The sequence below is a fragment of the Siphonobacter sp. genome (assembly GCF_048595215.1).
In the GTDB taxonomy this organism is placed as follows: Bacteria; Bacteroidota; Bacteroidia; order Cytophagales; family Spirosomataceae; genus Siphonobacter.
Genome location: NZ_JBMDWJ010000195.1, coordinates 15,107 through 41,035, shown reverse-complemented (window position 1 = coordinate 41,035; position 25,929 = coordinate 15,107). Strand labels below are relative to the sequence as shown.

The following is a 25,929-nucleotide window of genomic DNA, read 5'->3' as shown; positions in this document are numbered from 1 at the left end:
AAAAATGTATCCCTCTCATAAAATCCCACATTTTGGGGGGTTTCTTGCAAAATTTGCGTCTTTTACCTTTGTTTTTGCACGAAACGTGCCCTTTAGCCATGATGAAAGTCTTTTTTCTATGCCTCGCATGCTTTTGGGCCTGCTTCGGATTCGGCCAATCCAATTCGGTATTTCTGGACCAGTATTCCCTGGAAGAGGGGCTTTCCCAAAGTGGTGTCAACTGTCTACTCAAGGACCAGCAAGGCTACATCTGGCTAGGTACTCAAAATGGTCTCAATCGTTTCGACGGACATCAGTTTGTTAGTTACCAGCATCAGCCTTTTCAAGCCAATAGTCTGTCGAACGAATTCATTGTGTCGCTTTGCGAAGATCGCCAAGGCCAACTCTGGGTCGGTACGCGTCAGGGACTCAATCGCTTTGACCGTACTAACGGGATCATTACCCGATACGGTACTTCCTATAAACTTACCGTTAATGCTCTTGTTGAAGATCGTGACGGATCGCTCTGGATAGGTACGCCTAATGGTCTCTTTCGAATGAAGAGTACGGCTAGTCCTGAGCTCGACTTTCAGAACTTAGTAAGCTCATCAGATTATCTGCTCAAAGACCGCGTCATTCACACCCTGCACCGTGACCCAAAAGGTTTCCTCTGGGCTGGGACGAGTCAGGGTTTGTACCGTGTTAGTCCCGTTGAAAAAGGCATTCGGCGGGTCATTCACTGGTCGCTCCTGCACACCCCCGTGTACAGTATCGTTCAGGACTCGACGTATCGCCTCTGGGCGGGTACCGAAGTAGGTTTACATCAGATTAATACCCAAAAGCCTAGTACCGCCCAACGCTTTCTACCCACGCAGCAACCCGTACTGGCACTGCTGGTAAGCCATAAATCCGTCTTATGGGTATCGGTGCGGAATGAAGGTATTTATCGGTACGACCTCCAAGACTCTACCCTACCGCTTCTTTCCCACTGGACGGGAAATGCAAAAAAAGGACTGCAAAGCAACGTAGTAACCTCTTTGTACCAGGGGCCAGACCCCAAAGAAGATGTCATCTGGCTTGGCACTCGCGATGCGGGCGTACAAGTCTTTAGTCAGGCCAAGAATAACTTTCGACATTGGGAAGATTTGATTACGGCCCCAGGTTCTTTGCAGTCATTCTTCTCCCTTTATACCGACCGCCATCATAACCTTTGGGCTGGCACCTATCGGGGTTTATTCTGCATCAATCAGAACAGCTTACAAAGTCAGCATTTTAGCGAGAAGCTACTGGGTGAGCGTATTTATAGCATTTTGGAAGACTATAAGGGTACGCTTTGGGTGGGCAGTAGTAAAGGTCTTTACCGCTGGAGCGGAAGTCAGTTCGTTCCTGATGCGGCTTCCCAAGAGTTTCCGATGGTAAGTAAACTCTACGAGGACCGGCACCACCAGTTGTGGATTGGTACGGGGAAAGCCTTGTATAAGCGTAGTAAAACGGGTCAACTTACGCGGTTTGAGTTTAGCTCTAAAGGTCCCGAATCAACCATTGAGGCTATTCAGGAAATGCCCGATGGTACCCTTTGGGTAGGAACCATGGGGGGGCTGAATCGCATTGATACTAACGGACGCATTACGCCCTATTATAACCAGACCGACGACCCGGAAAGTCTGCTGAGTAATGAAATCTACGATCTGCATTGCGACCGCAAGGGACAACTCTGGATTACCAGTAGTAAAGGCCTCAGCCGTTTGTTTTTCAGGGATGGACAACCTCGTTTCGAACACTTTACTGAACAGGATGGGCTGGCCAATCACGTCGTATACGGTATGCTGGAGGATCAGGAGGGGCGTTTCTGGATGAGTACCAACCGGGGTCTTTCCCGCTTTGATCCCCGTACGCAAACCTTCCGAAATTACAGTAGTCGGGATGGATTAATGGCGAATGAGTTCAATACCGGGGCTTTTCACCGCAGTGCAGACGGAATGTTTTTCTTTGGTGGTATTGGCTTACTCGTCAGTTTCAATCCTCAGGAACTTACGGAAAGTCGATTTACACCCCCGGTCGTACTGACGTCATTTCGAAAATTTGAAAAGCCCTTTGCCTTCGACAGCCTACTCGCTCATGACCACCAGCTGACGATTCAGGCCAACGAAAACTTTTTTTCCTTTGTCTACAACACCCTCGACTACAGCAGTCCGCAGAAAAATCAGTATGCGTACCTGCTGGAAGGCTTTCAAACCAACTGGAACTTTAGCGGTACGCGTCGCTACATCAGTTTTTCTAACCTGAGTCCGGGCACGTATACCTTAAAAGTAAAGGCTTCGAACGCCGATGGCCTCTGGAACGATTCGCAAATCTTACAGATTCCGATTGTCGTCGTGCCGCCCTTCTGGCAACGTTGGTGGTTCTATGCCATTTGTCTGCTTGTGGTGGGTGGTACGGCCCAGCTCATTTACCAGTCTCGAGTTCGGAGGCAGGTAGCTCATTTGCTGGAACTGGAAAAAGTCAAACTGGTGGAGAACGAACGCGTTCGTAAGCTCGCCGCCCAGGATTTGCACGATGAATTTGGGAATACAATCACCCGTATTTCCATGCTTACCGAAATCATCAAAGCTCGTCTGCCCGAGCCTTCAGACGAGGTTCTTCCGCTGCTCACCAAAATCAGCGATAATGCCAACCGGATGTACCAGGGTACGAAAGATTTTATCTGGGCCATTAACCCCGATCACGATAACCTGTACGAAATTGCCATTCGACTTAAGGATTTTGGTGACGACGTACTCGACAAGACGGGCATCCGGTTTGACATTAATGGTTTGGAAGAATCGTTACGGAGTTACGTTTTGCCGATGGGTATGAGCCGTCACCTGATTTTTCTCTTCAAAGAAGCCATTAGCAATACGCTTAAACACGCCCAGGCTACGCAGACTTTCCTGGCCTTTGAACGTCAGGGCGATGAGGCTACCATTCGCTGGATTGATAATGGCCAAGGGTTTGATTCCCGTAAAAGTCGGAAGGGAAACGGTCTCCTTAATATGGAAAGTCGGGCTCGTAAGTTTGAGGGAATATTTACGCTTGAAAGTACTCCAGCCCAGGGTACGGTCGTCAGCGTCTGCATCCGTTTACCACAGAAAAAGCCTACACTGTCCAAATAAATCCCTGTTTTTTTTCTTATTGATGCAACGCCCGTTGGCCAAAGCGTATCTTTAGCGTACTTTTTAAAAAGCCATGAATTTAGTTTTGTCTGCTCCTGAAACAATAAATGTCTGCATTGTCGAAGACGATTCGGTCATCCGCGAAGGTTTTGCCCTACTCATTAACGGCACTTCAGGTTTTCACATTGTCAATACCTATGCTTCGTGCGAAGAAGCCCTACCTCACCTGACTCAGGACGCTCCCGATGTTATTTTAATGGACATTGAATTGCCGGGCATGAACGGCATTGAAGGCATTAGTCGCATTAAAAAAGCACGGCCTCAAACGAACATCATTGTCATTACCGTTTACGAAAACGACGATCTGGTATTCAAAGCGTTATGTGCCGGAGCGGGAGGCTATCTTACTAAAAACATGCCGCCCAGTCGCTTACTGGAAGCCATTCAGGAAATTCAGAACGGTGGGGCTCCCATGAGTACCAACGTAGCTCGCATGGTAGTACAGTCGTTCCAAAAAAACCGGAATTCACCCCTTACTTCGCGGGAAACGGAAGTACTTGAACTGTTAGCCAAGGGGAAAAGCTACTCTACGATTGCCGACGAACTTTTTGTGGACAAGGAAACCATCCGTACGCACATCAAGAATATTTACTGGAAACTGGAAGTGCATTCAAAGGCGGAAGCCATTGAGAAAGCGACCAAAGAACGGCTGATCTAGACATTACTTTCCAGGTACAGCCCAACAAAAAACCTCCCGAAGATTCGGGAGGTTTTTTGTTGGTACCCTTTCAAGCGATCAGGCATCTAATCTACGCATGATCAGTCGCTGAACACCTTCAAAGAAAAGCCGGGGTTTGAGCGTACGCCAGTTAGGAATTTCCTCCAGCGTACCTCCGTAGTTGATGTAGTAATCTAAGTGATATTTAGTGAACTCTTCTTCCACAAAATCCCGGAAGTTCAGGGCCGTAATCCAGCCGTCGCCGACTTCTTCAAACCACTCGGCGTAATAATCGTCGTCGCTACTACCGTGAAAATTGAACACGTTTTCACCAATCAAAATGAACTTACTGATTCCCTGCGACAACTGCTGATCAATTACATTACGTTTAAAGTGCATGATGTCGTTGTGAAGCGTATCGTTCCACTCGCCCAGTAACTCGATAATTGTAAAGTTCAGGTCGTAGTCCGTGTACAGGATTTTGCAGTATAAGGTCTCGGACCCGATCTCATCCCAGTTAGGATGTATGTAGTAATCATATACCGTATTTTCGTACTGCTGATAATTGTACTCCCGTTCAAAGAAGGGAGACTGCGGATCTTCGGCGGCGATGTAATATTTCTCCCAGCCGTAAAAGGGTTCGATATCCTGCATGGCTTACGTGGTATTTAATGCTTTTCAATGGGTTTTCGTCATGGTCTCGGGTACTACTAAAATAAAATGTGCCAGTTCGGGCTTGGCTTCCTTCGGTACGGATAAGTTGGTTTCCTCTACGGTAGCAATGGTTACAACGCGTAAATCCGGGTTGGCTTTTTTCAGGTACCAGTAAATGCCTTCGAAGTTCTGACTGTGGTAACTGCCGTTGAAATGCAGAAAAGTTTGTCCTTTTTTCCAGTTTTTCAGAATGAAGTGAGCCATCGTCGCATCCTTGATCGCCTGAGCTTTGGCCATATTTTCGGCGGCCACGGAGCCCGACGAACTGTGCATACCTCCCATTTTCAGCATGTCGGCGTAACCCGGCAAAGTTAAATCAACGGTAACGGGTAAGGGAGCAATCGCTTGCTGAGCTTCGGGACTGAGACGACTTAATTCCTCCAATCCCTTTTTGGCCACGATACTCGCATAACGCCGGGGAATATTAGTAGCTACGAAAGGGATGGATTCGCTTTGGGCAAAATCCACCAGCGGTTTATAGTCCGTCCGGAAATTTGGCCAGACTTTGGCCTCGGCTTCGAGCTGTTGCGTAGTTATTTTTCCCTGTCCGTACTCGGTCAATACCAGCTGATTATCGGCTTCAAACATTTCCGCTCCCAAAACGAGTTGCTGCTTTTTGCGTTCGTATAAGTCTTTTGTCAGTTCGAGTTGTAGCCAATGACTGATGGGATTATTATGCAATTCACCAAACAGAACCACATCGGCATTGGCCGCGTGCTGAAGCAGGGCCTCGTAGCTCGAAGGCTTTAACTGCTGATTGTAGATAAGATACGCTGGTTTATCAGTAAAAGCTCCCGCTAGGATACCGACAAGAATCAGGAACAGGCTTCGCATGAGAGAAAGTAGTAGGACTTAGACGTAAGGATGATACGGCTTATCATGGCAACTTTATTGCTGTCGATCCAACGTAAAACACACTTCACTACGTTTCATTCCAATTTTTGGATAATAAGCCACGGCTTTGGGAGCTGCCAGTAAAATCAGGCTGGTCAGAGGCCCTGCTACTTCGTGCGTCAGTTCTACCAATCGACGGCCGATCCCTTGGTGCTGGTACGCTTCATCCACGGCTAAATCGGCCAAGTACGTACAGAAACTAAAGTCACTCAGGGCTCGTGATACGCCCACTAATTGAGCTCCATCCCAGGCGGTGACTAGAATATTGGCCGCATCCAGCATGGCTTGCATTCGCTCAGTATCGGTAACGGGTCGGCGTTCGCCTAGTGTCGAGCGAGTCAGCAGATCAATAAACGTTTCGGCAGAAATTTTTTTTTCGGTGCTGTAGTCGATCATGGAATAATTGGATGTTTATTTCGGTCCCCAGCCGATTGAACTAACCCCCTGGGGTAACCGTTGCGGTAAAAATTCATTACATATTTATGGAAACTTCTCCCCTTATTTCTTCCCAGCGTATTGAATCCGCTTATACTTATTCCGCTTACCGGCATCTGATTGACGAATTACTGGCTGCAGGTAAAACCACAGGCCCGAACCAGTCGGAAATGCTGACCAAGTATACACAACTCAATGTACAACGGATGCATCGACTGGACAAGACCACGGTCCTGATGCCCGAAATTTTGGCGGCTTTTGAGGCTAACCCTAAATCTTACTACTGGCTCATCATTACAGAAGGCTGGTGCGGCGATGCGGCCCAGATTGTACCCGTGCTCGAACGCATTGCTGAAGCTTCGCAGGGAAAAATCCAGACCCGGTACGTGCTACGTGATTCCAATCTGGATTTGATCGATGCTCATTTGACCAAGGGGGGCCGGGCCATTCCTAAACTGGTTATTCTTGAAGCTGACACCCTCGAAGAAGTGGCTGAATGGGGACCCCGACCCGCTTCCGCTCAGGATTTGTACTGGTCGCTCAAAGAAGCAAACGTAAGCTTTGATGAACTCAGTACGCAACTCCACACGTGGTACGCCAAAGACAAAACGCTCACGACACAAGCCGAGCTATTCCAGGTACTGAAACAACTTTCGTAACCTGCTTAAAATCAATCCTTGGAAACGGATTTTAAGGATTGATTTTTCGTTTGCATCAGTCGGTAATACGAAAATTTCCGTACATACTCGGGAAGAAAAGCCTTGAAGATATAGGCTTCTTTTTCAGATGCTTACGGTAAAAGCTACTAGAGGCTTTAGTATTAAAAACATTTTTTCATGGTGGGAATCCGGGTGTATCGTTATAATTTTGACGAAAACGCTAGCCCGGCTGACCATTGAAGGGCGAGGTTAAACTATGATACGTTGGAGTGGTAAGCGACTGATCGTCAATATTTTACTTTTCGGTATTTTTCTACTTGCGGCCTATTACCTCTGGTTTCCACCCATTTGGGCCTGTCAAACCGTACGTTTTCGTGGTTTTTCAAAGGTTGCTCCCTCCGTATACGCCAGCGATCACGTTAGCACGCAACGTCGCGATTCGCTACTTCATTTCATTACGCAGGCTCGCAAACGCGTCAGTGGGTTCTGGGGGGATCAGCGGGGTGAGGCTACCATTATTTTCTGTTCTAATCGAGAAGAGTACCAAAAATTCTGTCTGCTGTACGAAGGAGCTGGGTGTAGCCTAGGAACGCCCACGGGCTCCTGGATTGTACTCAATCCGGATGGCTTGAACGTGGATGTGATTGCTCACGAAATGTGCCACGACGAATTGTTTGCCCGTTTGGGCTGGATGAAGGCCAAATCTTCCCTGCCCCAGTGGTTCGATGAGGGCGTTGCTCTCATGGTTGACTATCGTTATTCTGATCCTGATTTAAGCCGTCGTTATAATGGCTATGTACAGGAATGGGACATTCTCACCAATCACGGAAAGACAGCTCCGCATCTTCAAGATATTGTAACCTTGAATGGTTTTTTTGGTACACAACGGGGACAGGCTGATGCTAACCGAACGGCCCAATCTTACGTTACTTCTGGAAAAGAAGTATCGCGATGGTTAGGGCTGGTTGGTCAAGCGGGCCTACAACGACTGGTTCAACAAGTACGGGATGGCTATGAATTTGATGAAGCCTACCGGGAAATTGAACAATACCATCGCCCAAAACTTTAGTCCTGCTCTGGGGTTATAGTACCAAATGCCTTCCCTAGCGTACGGCTTAAAGCATCTGTTTCATGAAAATTGCTCTTAATGGCCGTCCGCTGACGGAACAGACTAGACCTGCCATTCAGGCTTTATTGGGTGAACTTGCCCGCCGGGGAGCGGAGGTTCAGATTCACGAAGACTATCGCCAGAACATTCAGGATGCGGCCATCAATCATCCGTTTACGGCAACCTATCAAAATCGTCAGGATCTATTCGACGCGGATTTTGTCTTTAGTATTGGCGGCGACGGGACGTTGCTTGAAACGGTCACGCACGTCGGCGAACGTACCTTACCCATCGTTGGCGTCAATACAGGCCGACTAGGTTTTCTTGCAACTATTAATCCCGACGAAATTACCCAGACGCTGGATTGGCTGGAAAATGGGAAATTTTCGATCGATGAACGCGTACTCTTGCACGTTGAAAACGATCGGGACGTATTTGAAGGCACTAATTTTGGTCTGAACGATTTTGTCGTTACGAAAACAGACCGCTCGTCGATGATTGTGGTACATACCTGGCTCGACGGAGAATTTCTTAATTCGTACTGGGCCGATGGGCTGGTTATTTCCACGCCTACGGGCTCGACGGGTTATTGCCTCAGCGTGGGTGGACCGGTAGTATTACCGCGTACGAACAATTTTATCATTGCTCCGATTAGCCCGCACAACTTGAATGTTCGACCCATCGTAGTCAACGATGGCAGTCGGATTGAGGTTACGGTGGAAAGCCGGAGTAAAAGTTGTCTAATTTCCCTAGATTCCCGATCCAAAGTAGTTGATGATTCCGTACGTTATTGCGTCAGAAGAGAGCGTTTTAGTGCTCATCTAGTCAAAGTGAAAGGAGATACCTTCCTGGAAACGCTACGTAATAAACTAAACTGGGGCTTAGATATCCGTAATTAATTCTTCCAACTCACCCTATCATTACCGAAAGTATTCGCTCCTATAACATACCAATTTTTGCTGCTTGTCGTTAGACGAATACCCTTGATGATTCATATTGACCTTCATATGAGAAAAAGACTTTTATTGATCAGTGCACTTTATTTATTGGGCCTAGGTTACTCTCAGGCTCAACTCAGACTTAGTAAAAATTACACTAGAGCCCGTAAACCTCAATTTGAGTCCTATTCGAGTGTAGCTTTTGGTATTGGTACTTCCAGTTATTTCGGTGAGCTTGCTCCGCTTAAAGACCCTATCAATTCTGTTTTCAACATGATGCGATGGAATATAACTGGAAACTATACGCGTCACTTTACACCCCGATTTAGTGGTAGAGCCGCGTTGACGTTGGCACGTATATCCGGTGATGACTACAAGTTCAATGGCCGACCTCAGTTCGATAACAACTTTCTTCGCAATGCTCACTTCAGAAATGATCTGAAAGAGCTTTCGGTTACCGCTATTTACAATATCATTCCTGAAGGGCGGAATGCTTTTGATCGGCCTGCTATTGTTCCTTACGTATTTGGAGGGCTTGCGATCCTTGCACACAACCCCAAAGCACGAACCCCAGAAGAGTTTGGGAATGAGTGGGTAAAGCTTCAACCTTTAGGAACGGAAGGACAGGGTCGTCCGGGGTACGCTAAACCTTATTCGCTTGTCTCAGCAGCAATTCCCATCGGTTTAGGTTTTCGTTTCCGATACAAACGTAACTGGGATATTTCTGCCGAAGCTGGTTTCAGATTTTCTTTTACGGACTATCTGGATGATGTAGGAGGTTATTACCCTGCGAACCCCGACGTTTTCGCAGGAGATGCCCTGGCTCAAGCCATGAGTAATCGTAGTCAGGAATTAGTAGCAGCACGCAAAGGAGGTGATCGTACCGCCGGGCTTCAACGAATTTTCACTGAACAAGGAGGAGGGCCTAATAATGCACCAGGCAATAATTGGGGTGACGGTCGTGGTGGTGGCAACAAAGACTATTACTTTTTAACGGCCATTCACCTGAATTATATCATTACTCCGAAAATTAAATGCCCTCCCTTACGTTAGCAGTTTTGTATATAGCGATATATTAATCGATGGGTTCGTGCTTTACCACACGAACCCTTTTCACATATGCTTCAGCGATCTATTCTTTTTTTCTTCCTGTGGATGTCAGTATTCGGTTGGGCTCAGGCTCAGAAAATTGAATTCGGAGCTGGCTTGGGTATGATGCACTATAAAGGAGACATCTCTCCTAACCTGCATCTCAAGTTTGCTCGTCCTGGAGGAAATCTCTTCTTTCGCTATAATGCCTCTAAAGCTCTTTCCGGTCGCGTTTCTTTCACTGCTGGACGAATTTATGCCAGTGACTTCGAAAGCTCTGACCCTTTTCAGCGAGCCAGGGGTATTATCTTTGGCACACGGATCATGGAAGCCGGAGCGGATATTCAGTATAATTTCCTGAATTTCGACTATACGCGACGGAAACCCCGTAACTGGTCTCCCTACGTATTTGGCGGTCTGGCCTTTTATAATTTCAAGCCCGATCAGGCGGCTACGGAATCGTATAAAAAGTCGGGATTAGCCATTCCCTTTGGAGCCGGTATCAAGTGGCAGATCAAAGGCCCCTGGAGCCTGGGTTTTGAGTTCGGTACTCGTAAAACCTGGTCGGATTACCTGGATAATTATAATGTCTCTGGACCAACGGTTCCTAAAGAATTACAGTCTGATCCGACGCGGAAAGACATGTATTACTATACGTCTCTTTCCGTGAGTTATACAATCCTTCGGGTGATCTGTCCCTAATCCTGGTAAACCGAACGAAAACTGCCACGAAATTCTTACTTTTGCACGATCGTTCAGAACCGGTAAGGTTTCGAACCTTATCGGTTTTTCGTATTAGAGGATGAAGGAAACTATTCATACAGGCAATCTCCCCCGCCATATCGCCGTTATTATGGACGGAAACGGACGCTGGGCCAAACAAAAAGGTATGTTAAGCCGGATTTTCGGCCACCGTCACGCCATTAAAGCAGTAGAGGATGTCGTGGAAGGCTGTGCTGAATTAGGCATTGAGTACCTGACGCTCTATACGTTTTCCACGGAAAACTGGGACCGTCCCCAGGAAGAGGTAGACGCTTTGATGGAACTACTTGTACAGGCCATAGCCGACCAAACCCCCAAATTACTGAAAAATAATATTCGCTTGTTAACCATTGGTGATACGCAAAGTCTGCCCACACGCTGCCAGAAAGATTTAAAGCAGGCCATGGATCGTACCCAACACAATACGGGTCTTTCGCTGGTACTGGCTTTAAGTTATAGTGGTAAATGGGACATTATGCAAGGGGTTAAAAAACTCGTTGATGCAACCCAACGCGGAGAATTTGCATCTGGGCAGTTAACCGAGGAACACTTAAGCAAAGCCTTGGCTACGAGTGGTATGCCCGATGTTGATTTGATGATTCGTACCGGCGGTGATCACCGCATCAGTAATTTTTTACTGTGGCAGTTAGCCTACGCCGAGCTTCATTTTACGGATACCTTTTGGCCCGATTTCCGCCGGGAGCACTTAGATAAAGCTCTCAAAGATTATCAGAACCGTGAACGTCGTTTTGGAAAGACCAGCGAACAATTAAAAGCCTAACTATTCCCTAAAATTTCTGTTTGCTGGAACTACTGACTTGAGAAGCATATTACTTTGAAAGACAGGCACTTTCGCCTCAGAAATGTTGTCATTAACCCAATGAGAAAGGTTTTCCCTCTCCTCCTGATTTTCCTGCCATTTCTTTCCTTTAGCCAGGCCCGCGTGGGTTTAGGCGGCCAGCCGGCAACGCCTCAGCAACCCGCTGCTAGCCAGGAAATCGATTACACGCAGCCGAAAGAATACATCATCAAAGGAATCACGACTAGTGGAACCAAATTTTACGATGCGAATTCCCTTATCTCTATTTCAGGGTTGGGCGTTGGTGATAAAATCCAGATTCCCGGCATTGCAATCTCAGGAGCTATCAAGAAATTGATGGACCAGGGCATTTTGGAAGACGTGGAAGTAACCGCCACCAAAATTGAAGGTGAAAATATTTGGCTGGACATTTTCATGCGGGAGCGTTCTCGCTTGTATAAAATTACGTTTACGGGCGTTCGTAAGGGTGAAAAAGACGCTCTTAATGATAAGGTAAAGCTGATTAAGGGTAAGATTATCAACGAAGCCCTCATCAAAAACACCCAGGCTACGATCAAAAAACACTACGTAGAAAAAGGCTTTCTGAACGCAGACGTGAAAGTTCGTCAGGTGTCGGATACGGCCCGGGGTAATAACGCCGCCTTAAATGTAACCATTACTAAAGGACCCAAAATCAAGATTCATGATCTGGATCTGGACGGACGGGAACAACTGCCTGAAGCTACCGTACGGAATAAAATGAAGGGTACCAAGCAGATGCGTTTTGGCCGGGTTTTCACTCCTTCCAAGTTTATTCCGAAGAAGTTTGAAGAGGACAAAGGCAAGGTTATCGACTTCTACAATAAAAAAGGGTATCGGGATGCTCGCATCGTGGTGGACTCCGTATACTCGCACGATAACAAGACGGTTGACGTATATGTGAAACTGGAAGAAGGGAAGAAATACTACTTCCGTAATATTTCCTGGCAGGGTAACTACTTACACTCTGACTCCTTACTGACGGAAATATTAGGCCTCAAAAAAGGTGACGTATACAATCCGGAAGAACTTCAAAAACGTTTACAGGGCAGTCCCGGTTATGACGTTTCTTCGCTATACATGGATGCAGGTTACCTGTACTTCCGGGCCGATCCCGAAGAGACAGCCATCGAAGGCGACTCGATTGACATTAACTTCAATATTTTTGAAGGAAAGCAATTTACCATCAATAAAATTATCCTGAACGGAAATACTAAGACTTCCGATCACGTAGTACTGCGGGAAATCCTGACACTACCTGGTCAGAAATTCTCGAAAACAGCCGTCGTGAGTACACAGCAGGAATTAGCCCGTCTGGGTTACTTTGATGCGGAGAAAATCGGTATCAATCCGATTCCCCGGAATGACTACACGGTAGATATTGAGTACACCGTTGAAGAAAAAGCTTCGGATCAGATTGAGCTTTCCGGGGGTTGGGGTGGTTACATTGGCTTTGTGGGTACCTTAGGGGTTGTCTTTAATAACTTCTCGGCCCGTAACATCACGAACCTGAAAGCCTGGCGTCCATTACCCGCTGGGGATGGTCAGAAATTGGCCGTTCGTTTCCAAGCTAACGGTAAGCAGTTCCAGAACTATTCCTTGTCATTTACTGAACCCTGGCTAGGAGGTAAAAAACCCAATGCCTTTTCCTTTAACATCAACCGTCAGGTATACCGTATCTTCGATTATAATGGCTATGGTGGCTATGGTAGCGGATATGGATACGGGGGCTATGGTGGAGGTTATGGCGGCGGCGGATACGGAGGTGTTGGAGGACCGCTCGGTAATGAACGTGGTTACTTTAATACTACGGGGGCTTCCATCAGCTTAGGAAAACGTTTACGCCGTCCGGACAACCGTTTCGGTCTGAATATGGCCCTTTCGTACATGCGTTACGAATTCAAAAACTATGGTATCTTACAGATCCGAGATTTTGATACGGGTAATTCGAATAACATTTCACTCATTACTACGCTGACGCGTTACGATCTCGATAACCCGCAGTATACGCGGAGAGGTTCTTCGCTGTCGCTGTCGGCTACGCTGACGCCGCCGTACTCACTGTTTAGACCTTCTAACTGGAACCCGAACGAACCTCAGGAAAAATATCGCTTCCTAGAGTACCATAAGTGGATGTTCGATCTATCCTGGTTCGTGCCCATTACTGGAAAACTGGTCTTCCATACGCGGGCTCACATGGGTTTCCTGGGTAACTATAATTCTAAGCTCGGTATCATTCCCCTTGAACGCTTTGTACTAGGTGGTTCAGGACTTTCCGGACAGGGTCAGTTTGCCATTGCACAAGATATCATCGGTTTACGCGGTTATGATGACCGTAGCGTACGTACGGACCCAACGCGTCTCTATCAGGGAAATGGTGGGGTTGTGTACAATAAATATGTAATGGAGATTCGTTATCCCATCTCGTTGAACCCCTCAGCTACTGTGTTCGTTTTAGGGTTCATGGAAGCGGGTAACAACTGGGATAGTTACAAGTATTTCAATCCCTTTGATCTGAAACGTTCGGCTGGTATTGGTGCTCGTATCTTCATGCCCGCCTTTGGTATGATTGGTATCGATTACGGGTACGGTTTCGACCGCAACGTCGGCCCAACAGGCTCGATTCAACAGGCGGGTAAAGGTCAATTCCACTTTACCATTGGCCAGCAAATTCGCTAATTGTAGCAAGCTTATTTAGTCCGCCACTGCTGAATTATAGTATTGTTAAATCCATAACTCGTGAGAACCAGCTTATTTTTCCTATTTTTGGCGTTCGTTTTGCAGGCAAGCCCTGCCTGGGCCCAGCGATTTGGATATATTGACTCCGAGTACATTGTTAGTAAAATGCCCGAGTTTCAGAAAGTGAACAGCGAAATGGATCGCTGGACGCAGGTACGAACGAAGGAAATTGCCGACAAACACGCGGAAATCGATAAGCTCGAACGTCTGTATAAATCGGAAGAGCCCTTACTGACCGAGCCTATGAAGCAGCAACGTCGGGCGGAAATCGAACGAAAAGAAAACGAAGTCAAAGAATTAAATAATAAGGTTTTTGGTTATAATGGACAGTACCACCAAAGACGAAAAGACGTACTTAAACCCATCATGGACGAGCTCAGCCGGGCCGTCGAAAAAGTAGCTCGGCAGAAACAACTTCGCATGATTCTGGACAAATCCTCCGAAGGCCTGGCCATGATCTATACGGACCCCCGGGATGATTACTCGGACTACGTACTCGAAGAATTGGGCATAGATCCGAAAGCGAACCCCAATCAAACAAACACACCAACGCAAAACACAAAGACCAAGCAGTAAAACCAATGAAAAAACAAATTTTTGCCGTTCTGACCGCCGCTGCCCTAGCCTTCGTAGGATTAAACGCGAATGCCCAGTCAGCCCTCAAAATTGGCTATACCGATATTGATGTTCTGTTAGCGGGTCACCCCAAATCCAAGGCTGTAGAAGCTGAACTGCAAACTCGGAGTACGCAATACCAAAACCAAATGCAGAGTCTGCAAAAAGACCTGCAGGACAAATACACCGCTTACCAAAAAGCAGAACCCACCATGTCGGATGTAATCAAAGCCGACAAGCAAAAAGAACTGCAAGGTATTCAGGAACGTCTGCAGACATTGCAACAGAATGCTCAGACTGAATTGGGCCAGAAGCAACAACAACTGCTTCAACCCCTGCTGGCTGACATTGACAATGCCATCAAATCCGTTGCGAAAGAGAACAACTATACGTTCATCTTAAGCAGCTCGGTTAGTACGCAATTGAACCCAATCGTTCTGTACGCAGATCCTGCTACGGAAGTAACGGATCTGGTATTCAAGAAAATGGGTGTTGATCCTGAAGCTCTGAAAAAAGCAGCCGCTCAACCTGCTGCTGCACAGCCTGCCGGACAAGGTGCTCCTAAAACACCAGCTAAAAAGCCCTAATTTGTTTATCGAGTACAGTAAAAGCCCAGCCTCTACAAGTCTGGGCTTTTTTGTTAATAGTAGGTGTAAATAACGACTCCATCATCAATTCCTATGAAATAGATCATTGCTCATAAAGACTTGTTAGTTCTCCCTAGAAGCTTTATTGAGGCTTTTATATATTCTATCCCTATACAGTAGCTCATAGATCTACCGTCCTCTCCGCCTACAAGAATTGTTCACAAAAAAGCCTCTGGTACAGAAATACCAGAGGCTTTTTTGTGACAGTACCTTATTCGATTTATACTTCTGAGGACGAATCCCGAAGTATATCATTCTTTAACGCTGGCTTCTCTTGATTCTGTTCTTTCTCATCTTCATTAAAGAACTGAGATTGGAAGATCAGTATGAACACCACACCCAGAAAAATCGAAGCATCAGCAATATTGAAGACTGGACTCGTATAATAAGAACCGCCCCAGATCGGAATCCATTCGGGTAGGTAGCCCTCCCAGGGGTTGAATAGTACCATGTCGATTACTTGACCGTGGAACCAGGGTGATGGAGCATCATAGGGAGCATTTCCTAACAGAACGCCGTAAAAAGTCGAATCGATGACGTTACCGATCGCTCCGCCTAAAATGGCAGCAATGCACCATAAAAGGCCATCGGGAGCATTACGACGAGCGAGGCGAGTCAAATACCAGGCAATTACAGCCATGGCAACCAGACGAAACAATGTAAGAATTAACTTGCCATAGGGATGGTCCAGCTGCATACCGAAGGCCATACCCGGATTCAAAACGTAATGGATACTCAGCCACTTTCCGATTAAGGGAATGTCTTCCCCCAGATACATATTTTTGTATACAAGGTATTTAACGGTCTGATCCAGGACAATAACAAAGAGTGTCAGCAAAAAAAACTTCAGAGGATTCTTCATTCAGGTAATCATTAGCAACCCACAAAGAAATGAGTTAATCGGGTAAGTCGTTCCTATCTAACGTACAAAATTCAGAAGTGTTTGTACGAAACGGATAGCTTTTACATGAAAAGCCCCCATTCGACTCGAATGAGGGCTCTCCGTAAGATTATTGAACTGATTTTTTTGATTTACACAGTTGCTGTCGAACGGCCCGCTTTCGGCGTCGAACTTCTTTCTTCAATAGAGTAAATTCCCGGCTGGCCTGTCCGGCTACCGAGGTATTTTCTTCAGCCCGGCGGAACAAATAAGGCATAACGGCTTCTACCGGTCCATAAGGAACATATTTAGCCACATTGTAGCCACTGTGAGCTAAGTTAAAGCTAATGTTATCACTCATCCCCAACAACTGAGCAAACCAGATGTGAGCATCGTTGACGGGAATACCGGCCTCTTTCATCTTCTCCGCCAGTAACAAGCAGGAATATTCATTATGCGTACCCAGACAAATCGAAATCACGTTCCGGTTCTCCAGGAAGTACAGAACGGCTTGATTATACGCCTGATCCGTATCTTCTTTCGTGGCATGAATTGGATCGGAATATTCCATTTCGTGGGCCCGCTGACGTTCTTTTTCCATGTAAGCTCCGCGTACCAGTTTCACGCCCAGCTCATATCCTTTTGCCAGAGCCGTTTCTGTAGCTTGTACTAGATTAGCATAGCTTTCTACGCGGTACATTTGATACGTATTCCAAACGATACATTCCTGGCGGTTGTACCGTTCCATCATGTCGTAGGCTAACTGATCGATGGTATCTTGAATCCAGGTTTCTTCGGCATCGACAAAAATCCGTACGTGATGTTCATAAGCTGCTTTGCAAAGAATATCCATTCGCTCGCGTACGCGGGCAAAAGCCGCCGTTTCCGCATCATTCAGGCCTTGAGCGGACTGAGCTTTTTCCAATAATTCGGTACTGGCAATCCCCGTTACTTTAAATACGGAGAAAGGAATGGCAGGCATTTGTGCGGCCTTTTCAATCGTCCGCAAAATTTCCTTTACCGTTACGTCAAAAGATTCCTCTGAATCCTCTCCTTCTACGGAATAATCAAGAATTGTTCCGATGTGGGCTTTATCTAACTGCTGGATTGTGTCCGTACAGCCTTCAATCGTTTCTCCACCACAGAAATGTTCAAAGATTGTGCTTTTAATGGCTCCTTTAATGGGAAATTTGAGCATTAAAAACAATTTCATAAAAAAGGTACCTATCTTTACAAGCCAGTTTCGATTCATGGCCGCAAAAATGAAATACGTTTTCTTGAGTTGCCAGTCGGATTGATTAGCAAAAGCTACCGAGGTGTCATCAAAAGAGAGTTTGGTTTCGCGAGTCTGTTGATGAATCGGAGCTTTCAAAATGTCCATTTTGGGCATAGGAAGTGAACCGTGTTAGTGTAAAAGTGTGAATATAGCAGGCAGGTTCAGGTTGGGCATTTCAAAATCTTAAGCGGGCTAATCGGCAATCGATCATTTTTTGTCGAAAAGCGGCTACAAAGGTAAGGGTAAACGCTCTTCATTTTCACAAGTCAGTACTGATTTTTTTAATAAAAAAGGCTATCTTTGAATACTTAACACTCTGATTTTAAGTTTGTTATTTCAATTGAAGTACCAAAAGATTTGGCCTAAACGTTACTCTTCATCATAATAAACTGCTCCCCGGCTTTTTGAACAAATAAACGCTTACTAATTAACGATTTACAAGATGAGTGCGACGCTGGACATTGTGCCTTTGCAGGATTGGATCAACACCAACGGAAAGCCCTTGATGATTGCGGGTCCCTGTAGTGCAGAAACAGAAGAACAGGTTTGGGATACGGTAACCCAAATCGCCAAAGAGGGCTATGCCCACGTTATTCGGGCTGGGGTTTGGAAACCACGTACCCGTCCGGGTTCCTTTGAAGGTATGGGAGAGGCTGCTTTGCCTTGGCTGGCAGCTGCGAAGAAAGAAACGGGTCTGCCCCTGGCTATTGAAGTGGCGAGTCCCGAGCACATTGAACTGGCTCTAAAATATAACGTAGATATTCTATGGATTGGGGCCCGTACGACGGTGAACCCCTTTAACGTACAGGACATTGCTGACGCTCTGAAAGGCGTAGACATTCCTGTATTAGTGAAAAACCCGGTAAATCCTGATCTGGCTCTCTGGATCGGAGCTCTGGAACGTCTTCAGAACTCAGGTTTGAAGAAGCTGGCGGCTATCCACCGTGGTTTCTCGAACATGCAGGAGACGAAATACCGTAACTCACCCATGTGGCAGGTAGCCCTGGAACTCAAACGCCAGTTGCCTAATTTGCCCATCATCGGTGATCCGAGTCACATGGCTGGTAAACGTCAATACCTGGCTGAATTGACCCAGCGTTTCCTGGATTTGAACTACGATGGTCTGATCATCGAGTCACACCGTAATCCGGCTGAAGCGTGGTCGGATGCTTCGCAACAATTGACGCCGGCTGCTCTGGGCGAAATGCTCCGTAGCCTTCAGGTACGTCAATCAGATGTTAGCGATTCAGAGTACCACAGCCACATGGATGAACTCCGTGCGAAAGTAGACAACATTGACCGCGAATTGCTGGAAGTACTGGCTACGCGTATGGCCATCGTTGAGAAAATGGGTGAGTACAAACGTGACAACGGTGTAACGATTTTCCAAATCGATCGCTGGAAGCAAGTTCACGCTTCACGGGCTGAAATGGGTAAAAAACTGGGTCTGTATACGGACTTAGTAGAAGATCTCTACCGTCTCATCCACGAAGCTTCGATCCGCAAACAAACGGAAGTAATTAATTCCGTTTCTCAAGCATAAGCTGAGAATACTTATAGAAAAAGAGGTCGCTATGCAGTGACCTCTTTTTTCTTTTAATGCGTTTTTTAACTATACGTTTGTAGCATTGTACGGAATTCTAGTTTTAATACGCTCTATTCTTTGGTATGAATGCCTACCCTACTGATCCGTTTGCTGCCTTACGCTACCGGGAGTTTACTTTTTTTGGCCTAGCCAGTTTCTTTTTCACGACAGCAATCCTGATTCAGGAAGTTGTTTTAGGTTACGAAATTTATCGCATTACGCACGATCCGCTGGCCTTGGGGCTGGTAGGCCTTGCAGAAGCCATTCCTTACATTTCACTAGCTCTGTTGGGCGGGCACTTTGCGGACAAGTATGATAAAAAACGAATCATCTTACTGAGTTTGCTCGTCATACTGGTGGGTTCATTCATCCTGCATTGGGCTACATTACCCGAAACGCGGGCCGCTCATCCGGATACTTTTCTACTTACCATTATTTACGGCGTAGTGGCTTTAATTGGATTAGCCCGTGGCTTTTATAGCCCCGCTACTTCTTCTCTGAAAGCATTCCTCACGCCTCGTGAAGTCTATCCTAATGCCGCTTCCTGGTATAGCTCCTTCTGGCAGACGGGGGCAATCCTAGGGCCGGGGCTTGCCGGATTTCTCTACGCCTGGATGGGTATGGCGGGTACGATGTGGCTGGTGATTGCTGGATTAGGATTGGTCTTTCTTTTGTTTTTGTTCATCAAAAAGAAACCTATCCCCGAAGTATCGGAAGCAGAAGAACAGCTTAGCGTCTGGCAGAGCATTCGGGAAGGCATCACGTTTGTGTTTGGTAATAAGCTCCTCCTCTATTCCATCTCCTTGGATTTAGTGGCTGTATTGTTTGGCGGAGTTGTAGCTATTCTACCCGTTTTTGCCGAAGATGTTCTGCACGTAGGAGCGGAAGGCCTCGGTATTCTACGAGCCGCTCCCTCTATCGGAGCCGTCCTCACGCTCGTAGCGACTGCCGTGTACTCGCCCGTACGCAGAGCCTGGCTAAACATGCTTATTGCTGTCGCTGGTTTTGGGATTGCTACGATCGTTTTTGCTCTCTCTACGCACTTCTGGCTTTCCGTAACGATGCTTTTCCTGACGGGTGCGTTTGATAGCATCAGTGTTGTTATTCGGCAGGCTATTCTTCAACTGGTACCACCCGACGAGATCCGGGGACGCGTACTTTCTGTGAATAGTATCTTCGTTAGTACTTCCAATGAAATCGGAGCGTTTGAATCGGGCTTACTGGCTAAAACCTTCGGTACTGTCCCTTCCGTACTCATTGGTGGAAGCCTTACGCTGGTCATTGTCGGCTTCATCTGGGTTCGTACCAAAGAGCTTCTCCATGTAAAGCTGATTTGATAAAGGAAATCTTTTACAAAAAAGAAAGGCTAACTCTAAGTAAGAGTTAGCCTTTCTTTTTTGTAAAATGTATTATTCAAAAATCTTAAATCCGAAGTAGCCAACGGCGAGCCAGAGTAAGCCTTTAATCAGAAAGAAGAAAAAGCCGGCCCAGCCCAAACGCTTAATCCAACCTTTCCAGCCGGGAGTGGTTTCCTTTTGCTCCATAATATTTAGAATGATTCTATTGAATTCAAAAATCGGCAAAAAGATTCTTTTCTCCGAAGAAATACGCAGATTTCTTGTCGATCATGCTACTCCCCCTTTCGCCAGCACCACGTATTTGAGCATTTCAACGTACAACTGAATTCCCTCTTCGATTTCGTGCAAATAGATAAATTCATCGGCTTGGTGCGAACGAGCCGAATCGCCGGGACCCATCTTTAGCGAAGAACAGCCAATCACGGCCTGATCGGACGTGGTAGGTGAACCGTAAGTTGTACGTCCCAGTTGAATGCCCGCCTGTACAACCGGGTGTTCTAAAGGAATACTCGAAGGCCGCAACCGTACCGAGCGAGCCTGCACTTCCGACTTCATGTGGGCCTGGATGATGTCACAGGCTTCTTCCAGCGTGTACTGATCCGTTACACGTACATCGAGCGTAAAATAGCAATTGGCTGGAACGACGTTATGTTGCTGGTTTTCGGTACGAATGACCGTAGCCGTCATTTTCATTTTTCCCAGCATCGGCGATTCTTTGGGAAATTCATACGAACGTACCCAGGCAATATCGTCGAGAGCTTTGTACAGGGCATTTTCTCCTTCTTCACGAGCCGCGTGACCCGCTTTTCCCTGAGCCATGCAATCGAGTACTAGTAAACCCTTTTCGGCGATGGCCAGGTGCATTTGCGTGGGTTCGCCCACAATGGCAAAGTCAATCGAACCTAGCTTTCCGGAATTCCACAGTAGTTCCATTCCATTGGCTCCGGAAACTTCCTCTTCCGCCGAAGCCGCAAAGACAATATTGTACGCTAAATCCGTCCGATGGTAGAAATAACAGAACGTAGCCAGCAGGGAAACCAGACAGCCTCCGGCATCATTGGAGCCTAATCCAAAGAGTTTTCCGTCTTCCACCAAAGGATTGAACGGATCGAGTGTCCACTTCGGGTTGGGTTTTACCGTGTCGTGGTGCGAATTAAGCAGTACCGTCGGCAAATCCGGATTGTAGTATTTATTCCGGGACCATAGGTTATTATTTAATCGGGAAAAGGGCATGTTCCGTTCCCGGAAAAATTCTTCCAGCAGATACGCCGTCTGATCTTCTTCCCGGCTAAAGGAGGGCGTCGCGATCAGACGTTTGAGTAATTCAATGGAATCAACAGTGAGGCTTTCAAGAAGCTGAGCCATACTTACTAATTTAAAAAGGGGCCGTGTGCCTCCTTCTTTATGAATGAAGAAAACGGGTAAATCGCCCAGCTAGGTCTTCGATGTCTTCGAGACGAGCCAGCGTTTGCACCCAGTCGACCGGAATACCTTCCAGTCCGTAATAGAGTCCGGCCAGACCGCCCGTAACGGAACCCGTGGTATCGGCATCATCTGCCAGATTTACGGCCCGCAGGACGGCATCCGAATACGTGTCCGTCGTCAGAAAACTCCACAGTGCGGCTTCCAGCGAATGCAGTACGTAACCAGAAGAGTATATTTCCTTTTCCGATAATTGTATAAGGTCTTCTTTTAAAATACGGGCAAACAGTTCGCATTCATCCGCTGAACAAATTTGTTCGGGAAACGAACCGAGCGATTGCTGAATTGTTCGGTAGGCTTCTACTTTTTCCTTACCCGCCAGGAGTTCTTGAGCAAAGGAAACCAATACAAAGCAGGCAATCACCGAACGAATGTGACCGTGGGTCAGGCTTGATACGTTGCGTACAATCGCAAAACGTTCATCCAAACTCAACTTCGGCTGCTGATAATGAAAGTAGAAAGCCAAGGGCAACATTCGCATAAGCGATCCATTGCCATTACAAAGCTCGCTGGTCTCCCCTGCCTTTAATGGTTCCACTCCCTGTTCCAGACGATCCAGTGCATTCCGGGTAGAAATACCAATGTCGAATACGGAGCCGTGAGCTGTCCATTCGCCGTGGAGATACCAGTTCAAAAACCGGTTTGCCAGGATTCGGTAATCCAGCCCCTGAATTAGTGTTTCGATGGTTTGATAGGTCAGAGCACTATCATCCGACCAGGTTCCGGCGGGCTGGTGGTGCGTGCCATAGGCTCGCATGCCTTCAACGGGCTTGTTTTTTAGAAAATTACGCGTTGTAAATTCCACCGGAACACCCATAGCATCTCCCACAGCAGTACCAATCAAGAAGCCATGAATACGAGAGTCAGAAAGTGATTTCATACGGTGTTATTACCAATTGCGGTGATTTAAACAGACCATTCGGGCGGAATAGCTTCTATTCTGTAAGTCGGATCCGGGTACCGGCGGTGCCTTCGCTAACGGCCTGTCGAAGATCGGTGGCGTGACAGATGGTAACCTGTTTAACGCCATCGTGAAGGGCCTTGAAGGCATTATCCAGCTTCGGAATCATCCCGGCGTAAATGGCTCCGGAGGCTTTGTGCTCGGCGTAAGTACTTGGATACAGCTCGGATATGACGGTCGTATCGTCTTCAGGATTAGTCAGTACGCCTTTTTTTTCGAAACAATATACTAAATTAACTTCAAAATGCTTCGCTAACGCTACCGCAACGGCCTGAGCCTGGGTATCGGCGTTGGTATTGAGCATGGAAGCCAGAGCCGGATCAAAGGTCAGCGGAGCGAAAACGGGAACCAGCCCTACTTCCAGAAAACGCTTGATCTGCTCCTCATTCACGGACTCGATGTCACCTACAAAACCGTAATCGACATTCCAGCCCGTCCGTTTTTTCGATCGAATAATGCCGCCATCGGCTCCGGTTAGTCCCAGAGCGTTACAATCGAGAGCCTGTAGCTGGGCGACGAGTTGCTTGTTGACGAGTCCCCCGTATACCATCGTGACGACATCCAGCATGGCGGCATCGGTCACGCGGCGACCTTCCACCATCACCGTTTCCACATCCAGTTTGACTGCCACCTGTGTAGCAATTTTCCCGCCCCCATGTACCAGAATCTTAGGTAAGGGCAAGGCCGCAAAATCCACTAAAAACTGCTGGCGGAGAGTCGGGTTATCGACCACGTTTCCACCAATTTTAATAACCGTGAGCATGAAGGTTCGAGTAAAGAAAAAGGGTATACAGGTTTTTGCCCGCATACCCTTCCGTCTATGATTAAGCTTGTAACATTCGCTTAAGTACGGCCTGAGCAGCCCACACGCGATTTCCAGCTTCCTGAATAACAATTGAATTGGCCGAATCCAGTACGGCGTCTTCGACCACCAGATTCCGGCGAACGGGCAAGCAGTGCATGAACTTGGCCTGATTGGTTAGTCCCATTTTTTCCTGCGTAATCATCCAGGCCGGGTCGCTATTGATGATCTGTCCGTAGGTTTCGTACGAAGACCAGTTTTTCGCGTAGATGAAATCAGCTCCCTCGAAAGCTTCGCGTTGGTTATGCGTCACGCGGACATTCCCCGAAAACTCGGGAGCCAGAGCGTAACCTTCGGGATGCGTAATGACAAAATCCACGTCGGCAGCATTCATCCACTCGGCAAAAGAGTTGGGTACGGCCTGGGGCAGTGCCTTCACGTGCGGAGCCCAGGTCAGTACTACTTTCGGACGAGCCACCATTTTCGTTTCCTCGATCGTAATCAAATCCGTGAAGGATTGTAGCGGGTGCCGCGTCGCCGATTCCAGACTCAGAATCGGTACTCCGGCGTACTTGACAAATTGCTTGATGACCTGCTCCTGGTAATCCTTCTCCCGATCGGTCAACGAAGGAAAACTCCGTACGCCAATGATGTCGCAGTACTGCCCTACCACAGCGGCCGCTTCCTTGACGTGTTCGGCCTTATTTCCGTTCATGATCGCTCCATCTTCAAATTCCAGACCCCAGGAATCCGTGGTAACGTTCATTACCATCACTTTCATACCCAGATTTTCGGCCGCTTTTTGCGTACTCAGCCGGGTGCGAAGACTGGCGTTAAAGAATAGTAAGCCCAGCGTTTTATGCCGTCCTAGGTTTTCGTCGGCATAGGGGTTCTGTTTCAGCCAAAGAGCTTCCTGCACTAATCCCGGCAGGTCAGGAACATCATGAACGGAAAGAAATTGTTTCATTGGTTGAGTTTACAGTTTTCAGTTGGCTGTCTACAGTTTTCAGCTAAACGTTTCAGAAGACTGAAAACGGTCAACCGAAAATTGTAAACTAGCTAAGCGTTTACCGCCAATACTTGATCGAGTGCTTCCAGGAATTGATCGCTTTCGGCCTGACCGATGGCCAGACTCGGCAGCAAACGCAGGGTATGCTTGCCCGCGTAGCCACAGAAAATTTTATGTTCGAACAAGAGGGTATCTCGGATTTTATCGACGGGCTGTTCAAATTCGATACCGATCATTAAACCGCGACCGCGTAGTTCCTTAATGCCGCTGATGCCTTTGAGTTGCTCAAACAGGTAGGCTCCCTGCTTTTCAGCGTTTTCGATCAGGTTCTCGTTTTTCATAATGTCGAGAACCGCAACCGCTGCCGCACAAGCCAGGTGATTTCCTCCGAAGGTCGTACCCAACATGCCGAATTTGGCGTGGAATTTGGGTGAAATCAATACGCTGCCAATCGGGAAGCCGTTACCCATTCCTTTCGCCGTAGTAATCAGATCGGGTTCTACGCCCGTGAACTGGTGCGAGAAGAACTTACCCGTCCGTCCATATCCGCACTGTACGGAATCCAAGATAAGTACAGAGCCAAACTGATCGCACAACTGGCGAGCGGCCTGCAGAAACTCCGTAGAAGTCACTTGAATACCACCGACGCCCTGAATGCCTTCCACAATTACCGCACAGATTTCTTCGCTCATGTTGGCTTTCAAAGCCTCCACGTCGTTGAAGGGAATGAATGTGACGTGTGAATTATCGTTGATGGGAGCTACAATGGAAGGGTTATCTGTAACCGCTACGGCTCCGGACGTACGACCGTGGAAAGCCGCTTTGAAGGCGATCACTTTCTTACGTCCATTGTAGAAAGAGGCCAGTTTTAGGGCGTTTTCGTTGGCCTCAGCCCCCGAATTTACCAGAAACAAAGAATAGTCCGGATAACCGGAAAGAGCCCCTAGCTTCTCGCCTAATTCCTTCTGTAAGGGAATTTGTACGGAATTGGAGTAAAAACCAATTTGTGAAAGCTGATGCGTCAGGGCTTCCACGTAATACGGATGTGAATGACCCACCGAGATGACTGCGTGACCGCCGTACAAATCCAGGTACTGATCCCCTTTTTTATCCCACAAATAACTACCCTGAGCTTTCACAGGCTCGATGTCATAGAGCGGGTAAACATTAAATGGATTCATGCTTTGTTATTTTTATGGTTCCAAGTCTTAGAAAGTTTGAGGTTTGAGCAGGTTTAAAGTTTAAGAACGTTTCAAACAGGACACTGATCTGTATCTAAACCTTGCCCT

The 25,929-nt window shown here is 47.1% G+C and carries 24 protein-coding genes; 13 read left to right on the top strand and 11 right to left on the bottom strand.

All coding sequences use genetic code 11. The features are described 5' to 3' along the window. Positions 1-98 precede the first annotated feature (98 nt). Positions 99-3,131 (top strand): two-component regulator propeller domain-containing protein, encoded by a 3,033-nt coding sequence (locus ACOJTG_RS11610; RefSeq protein ID WP_420153953.1) that lies wholly within the window; start codon positions 99-101, stop codon positions 3,129-3,131. A 73-nt stretch (positions 3,132-3,204) separates the two neighbouring features. Next, entirely contained in the window at positions 3,205-3,849 is a 645-nt protein-coding gene (locus tag ACOJTG_RS11605) for a response regulator (protein ID WP_420153952.1), read from the top strand. A gap of 78 nt (positions 3,850-3,927) precedes the next feature. Here ACOJTG_RS11605 and ACOJTG_RS11600 read toward each other — a convergent pair whose 3' ends face one another. From ACOJTG_RS11600 to ACOJTG_RS11590, 3 genes are read right to left on the bottom strand one after another with little or no spacing between them, the layout of a single operon-like run. Continuing rightward, positions 3,928-4,503, bottom strand: a complete 576-nt coding sequence (locus ACOJTG_RS11600) for a hypothetical protein (protein WP_420153951.1) — start codon at positions 4,501-4,503, stop codon at positions 3,928-3,930. Positions 4,504-4,527: 24 nt separating this feature from the next. Further along, entirely contained in the window at positions 4,528-5,397 is an 870-nt protein-coding gene (locus ACOJTG_RS11595) for a ChaN family lipoprotein (RefSeq protein WP_420153950.1), read from the bottom strand. A 54-nt stretch (positions 5,398-5,451) separates the two neighbouring features. Further along, entirely contained in the window at positions 5,452-5,853 is a 402-nt protein-coding gene (locus ACOJTG_RS11590) for a GNAT family N-acetyltransferase (protein WP_420153949.1), read from the bottom strand. 86 nt (positions 5,854-5,939) lie between these two features. On the opposite strand from ACOJTG_RS11590, the gene ACOJTG_RS11585 reads away from it, so the two are divergent. From ACOJTG_RS11585 to ACOJTG_RS11545, 9 genes are all read left to right on the top strand, one after another. Continuing rightward, positions 5,940-6,551: a thioredoxin family protein gene (locus ACOJTG_RS11585; RefSeq protein ID WP_420153948.1), complete on the top strand. Its 612-nt coding sequence runs from the start codon at positions 5,940-5,942 to the stop codon at positions 6,549-6,551. 256 nt (positions 6,552-6,807) lie between these two features. Continuing rightward, positions 6,808-7,620: a hypothetical protein gene (locus ACOJTG_RS11580; protein WP_420153947.1), complete on the top strand. Its 813-nt coding sequence runs from the start codon at positions 6,808-6,810 to the stop codon at positions 7,618-7,620. A gap of 62 nt (positions 7,621-7,682) precedes the next feature. Next, positions 7,683-8,558: an NAD kinase gene (locus tag ACOJTG_RS11575; RefSeq protein WP_420153946.1), complete on the top strand. Its 876-nt coding sequence runs from the start codon at positions 7,683-7,685 to the stop codon at positions 8,556-8,558. An 87-nt stretch (positions 8,559-8,645) separates the two neighbouring features. Continuing rightward, positions 8,646-9,650, top strand: coding sequence for a hypothetical protein (locus tag ACOJTG_RS11570; protein ID WP_420154001.1), 1,005 nt, complete (start codon positions 8,646-8,648; stop codon positions 9,648-9,650). Between the two features lie 66 nt (positions 9,651-9,716). Then, positions 9,717-10,388, top strand: a complete 672-nt coding sequence (locus tag ACOJTG_RS11565; RefSeq protein ID WP_420153945.1) for a DUF6089 family protein — start codon at positions 9,717-9,719, stop codon at positions 10,386-10,388. 100 nt (positions 10,389-10,488) lie between these two features. Beyond that, a complete protein-coding gene (locus ACOJTG_RS11560; protein ID WP_420153944.1) occupies positions 10,489-11,229 on the top strand; it encodes an isoprenyl transferase in 741 nt (246 codons plus the stop codon). A gap of 99 nt (positions 11,230-11,328) precedes the next feature. Beyond that, positions 11,329-13,965, top strand: a complete 2,637-nt coding sequence (bamA, locus tag ACOJTG_RS11555; protein WP_420153943.1) for an outer membrane protein assembly factor BamA — start codon at positions 11,329-11,331, stop codon at positions 13,963-13,965. Between the two features lie 60 nt (positions 13,966-14,025). After that, on the top strand, positions 14,026-14,601 hold the full coding sequence (locus ACOJTG_RS11550; protein WP_420153942.1) for an OmpH family outer membrane protein: 576 nt from the start codon (positions 14,026-14,028) through the stop codon (positions 14,599-14,601). 5 nt (positions 14,602-14,606) lie between these two features. Next, complete coding sequence (locus tag ACOJTG_RS11545) at positions 14,607-15,227, top strand: OmpH family outer membrane protein (protein ID WP_104710552.1); 621 nt, start codon at positions 14,607-14,609, stop codon at positions 15,225-15,227. Positions 15,228-15,507: 280 nt separating this feature from the next. Here ACOJTG_RS11545 and ACOJTG_RS11540 read toward each other — a convergent pair whose 3' ends face one another. Both ACOJTG_RS11540 and ACOJTG_RS11535 read right to left on the bottom strand, forming a co-directional pair. After that, positions 15,508-16,149, bottom strand: coding sequence for a lipoprotein signal peptidase (locus ACOJTG_RS11540; RefSeq protein ID WP_420153941.1), 642 nt, complete (start codon positions 16,147-16,149; stop codon positions 15,508-15,510). A gap of 148 nt (positions 16,150-16,297) precedes the next feature. After that, positions 16,298-17,548 carry a proline dehydrogenase family protein gene (locus tag ACOJTG_RS11535; protein ID WP_420154000.1) on the bottom strand — a complete coding sequence of 417 codons (1,251 nt, stop codon included), beginning with the start codon at positions 17,546-17,548 and terminating at the stop codon, positions 16,298-16,300. 337 nt (positions 17,549-17,885) lie between these two features. Between ACOJTG_RS11535 and ACOJTG_RS11530 the strand changes: the two genes are divergently transcribed. Then, positions 17,886-18,986, top strand: a complete 1,101-nt coding sequence (locus tag ACOJTG_RS11530; RefSeq protein ID WP_420153940.1) for a chorismate mutase — start codon at positions 17,886-17,888, stop codon at positions 18,984-18,986. A 125-nt stretch (positions 18,987-19,111) separates the two neighbouring features. Continuing rightward, positions 19,112-20,365 carry an MFS transporter gene (locus tag ACOJTG_RS11525; protein WP_102200685.1) on the top strand — a complete coding sequence of 418 codons (1,254 nt, stop codon included), beginning with the start codon at positions 19,112-19,114 and terminating at the stop codon, positions 20,363-20,365. A gap of 72 nt (positions 20,366-20,437) precedes the next feature. Here the strand turns inward: ACOJTG_RS11525 and ACOJTG_RS11520 are convergent, their stop codons facing one another. The 6 genes from ACOJTG_RS11520 to ACOJTG_RS11495 all read right to left on the bottom strand — a co-directional run bounded on the left by ACOJTG_RS11520 (position 20,438) and on the right by ACOJTG_RS11495 (position 25,821). Beyond that, a complete protein-coding gene (locus ACOJTG_RS11520; protein ID WP_420153939.1) occupies positions 20,438-20,572 on the bottom strand; it encodes a hypothetical protein in 135 nt (44 codons plus the stop codon). A gap of 81 nt (positions 20,573-20,653) precedes the next feature. After that, positions 20,654-21,751 (bottom strand): M20 family metallo-hydrolase, encoded by a 1,098-nt coding sequence (locus ACOJTG_RS11515; protein WP_420153938.1) that lies wholly within the window; start codon positions 21,749-21,751, stop codon positions 20,654-20,656. A gap of 37 nt (positions 21,752-21,788) precedes the next feature. Then, the gene (locus ACOJTG_RS11510; RefSeq protein WP_420153937.1) at positions 21,789-22,748 is read right to left on the bottom strand and encodes an ADP-ribosylglycohydrolase family protein; all 960 of its coding nucleotides are present in this window, start codon (positions 22,746-22,748) and stop codon (positions 21,789-21,791) included. Between the two features lie 55 nt (positions 22,749-22,803). Beyond that, positions 22,804-23,592 (bottom strand): acetylglutamate kinase, encoded by a 789-nt coding sequence (argB, locus tag ACOJTG_RS11505; protein WP_420153936.1) that lies wholly within the window; start codon positions 23,590-23,592, stop codon positions 22,804-22,806. A 61-nt stretch (positions 23,593-23,653) separates the two neighbouring features. Further along, entirely contained in the window at positions 23,654-24,598 is a 945-nt protein-coding gene (locus tag ACOJTG_RS11500) for an N-acetylornithine carbamoyltransferase (RefSeq protein WP_420153935.1), read from the bottom strand. Positions 24,599-24,690: 92 nt separating this feature from the next. Further along, positions 24,691-25,821, bottom strand: a complete 1,131-nt coding sequence (locus ACOJTG_RS11495) for an aspartate aminotransferase family protein (protein WP_420153934.1) — start codon at positions 25,819-25,821, stop codon at positions 24,691-24,693. Between the last annotated feature and the right edge of the window lie 108 nt (positions 25,822-25,929).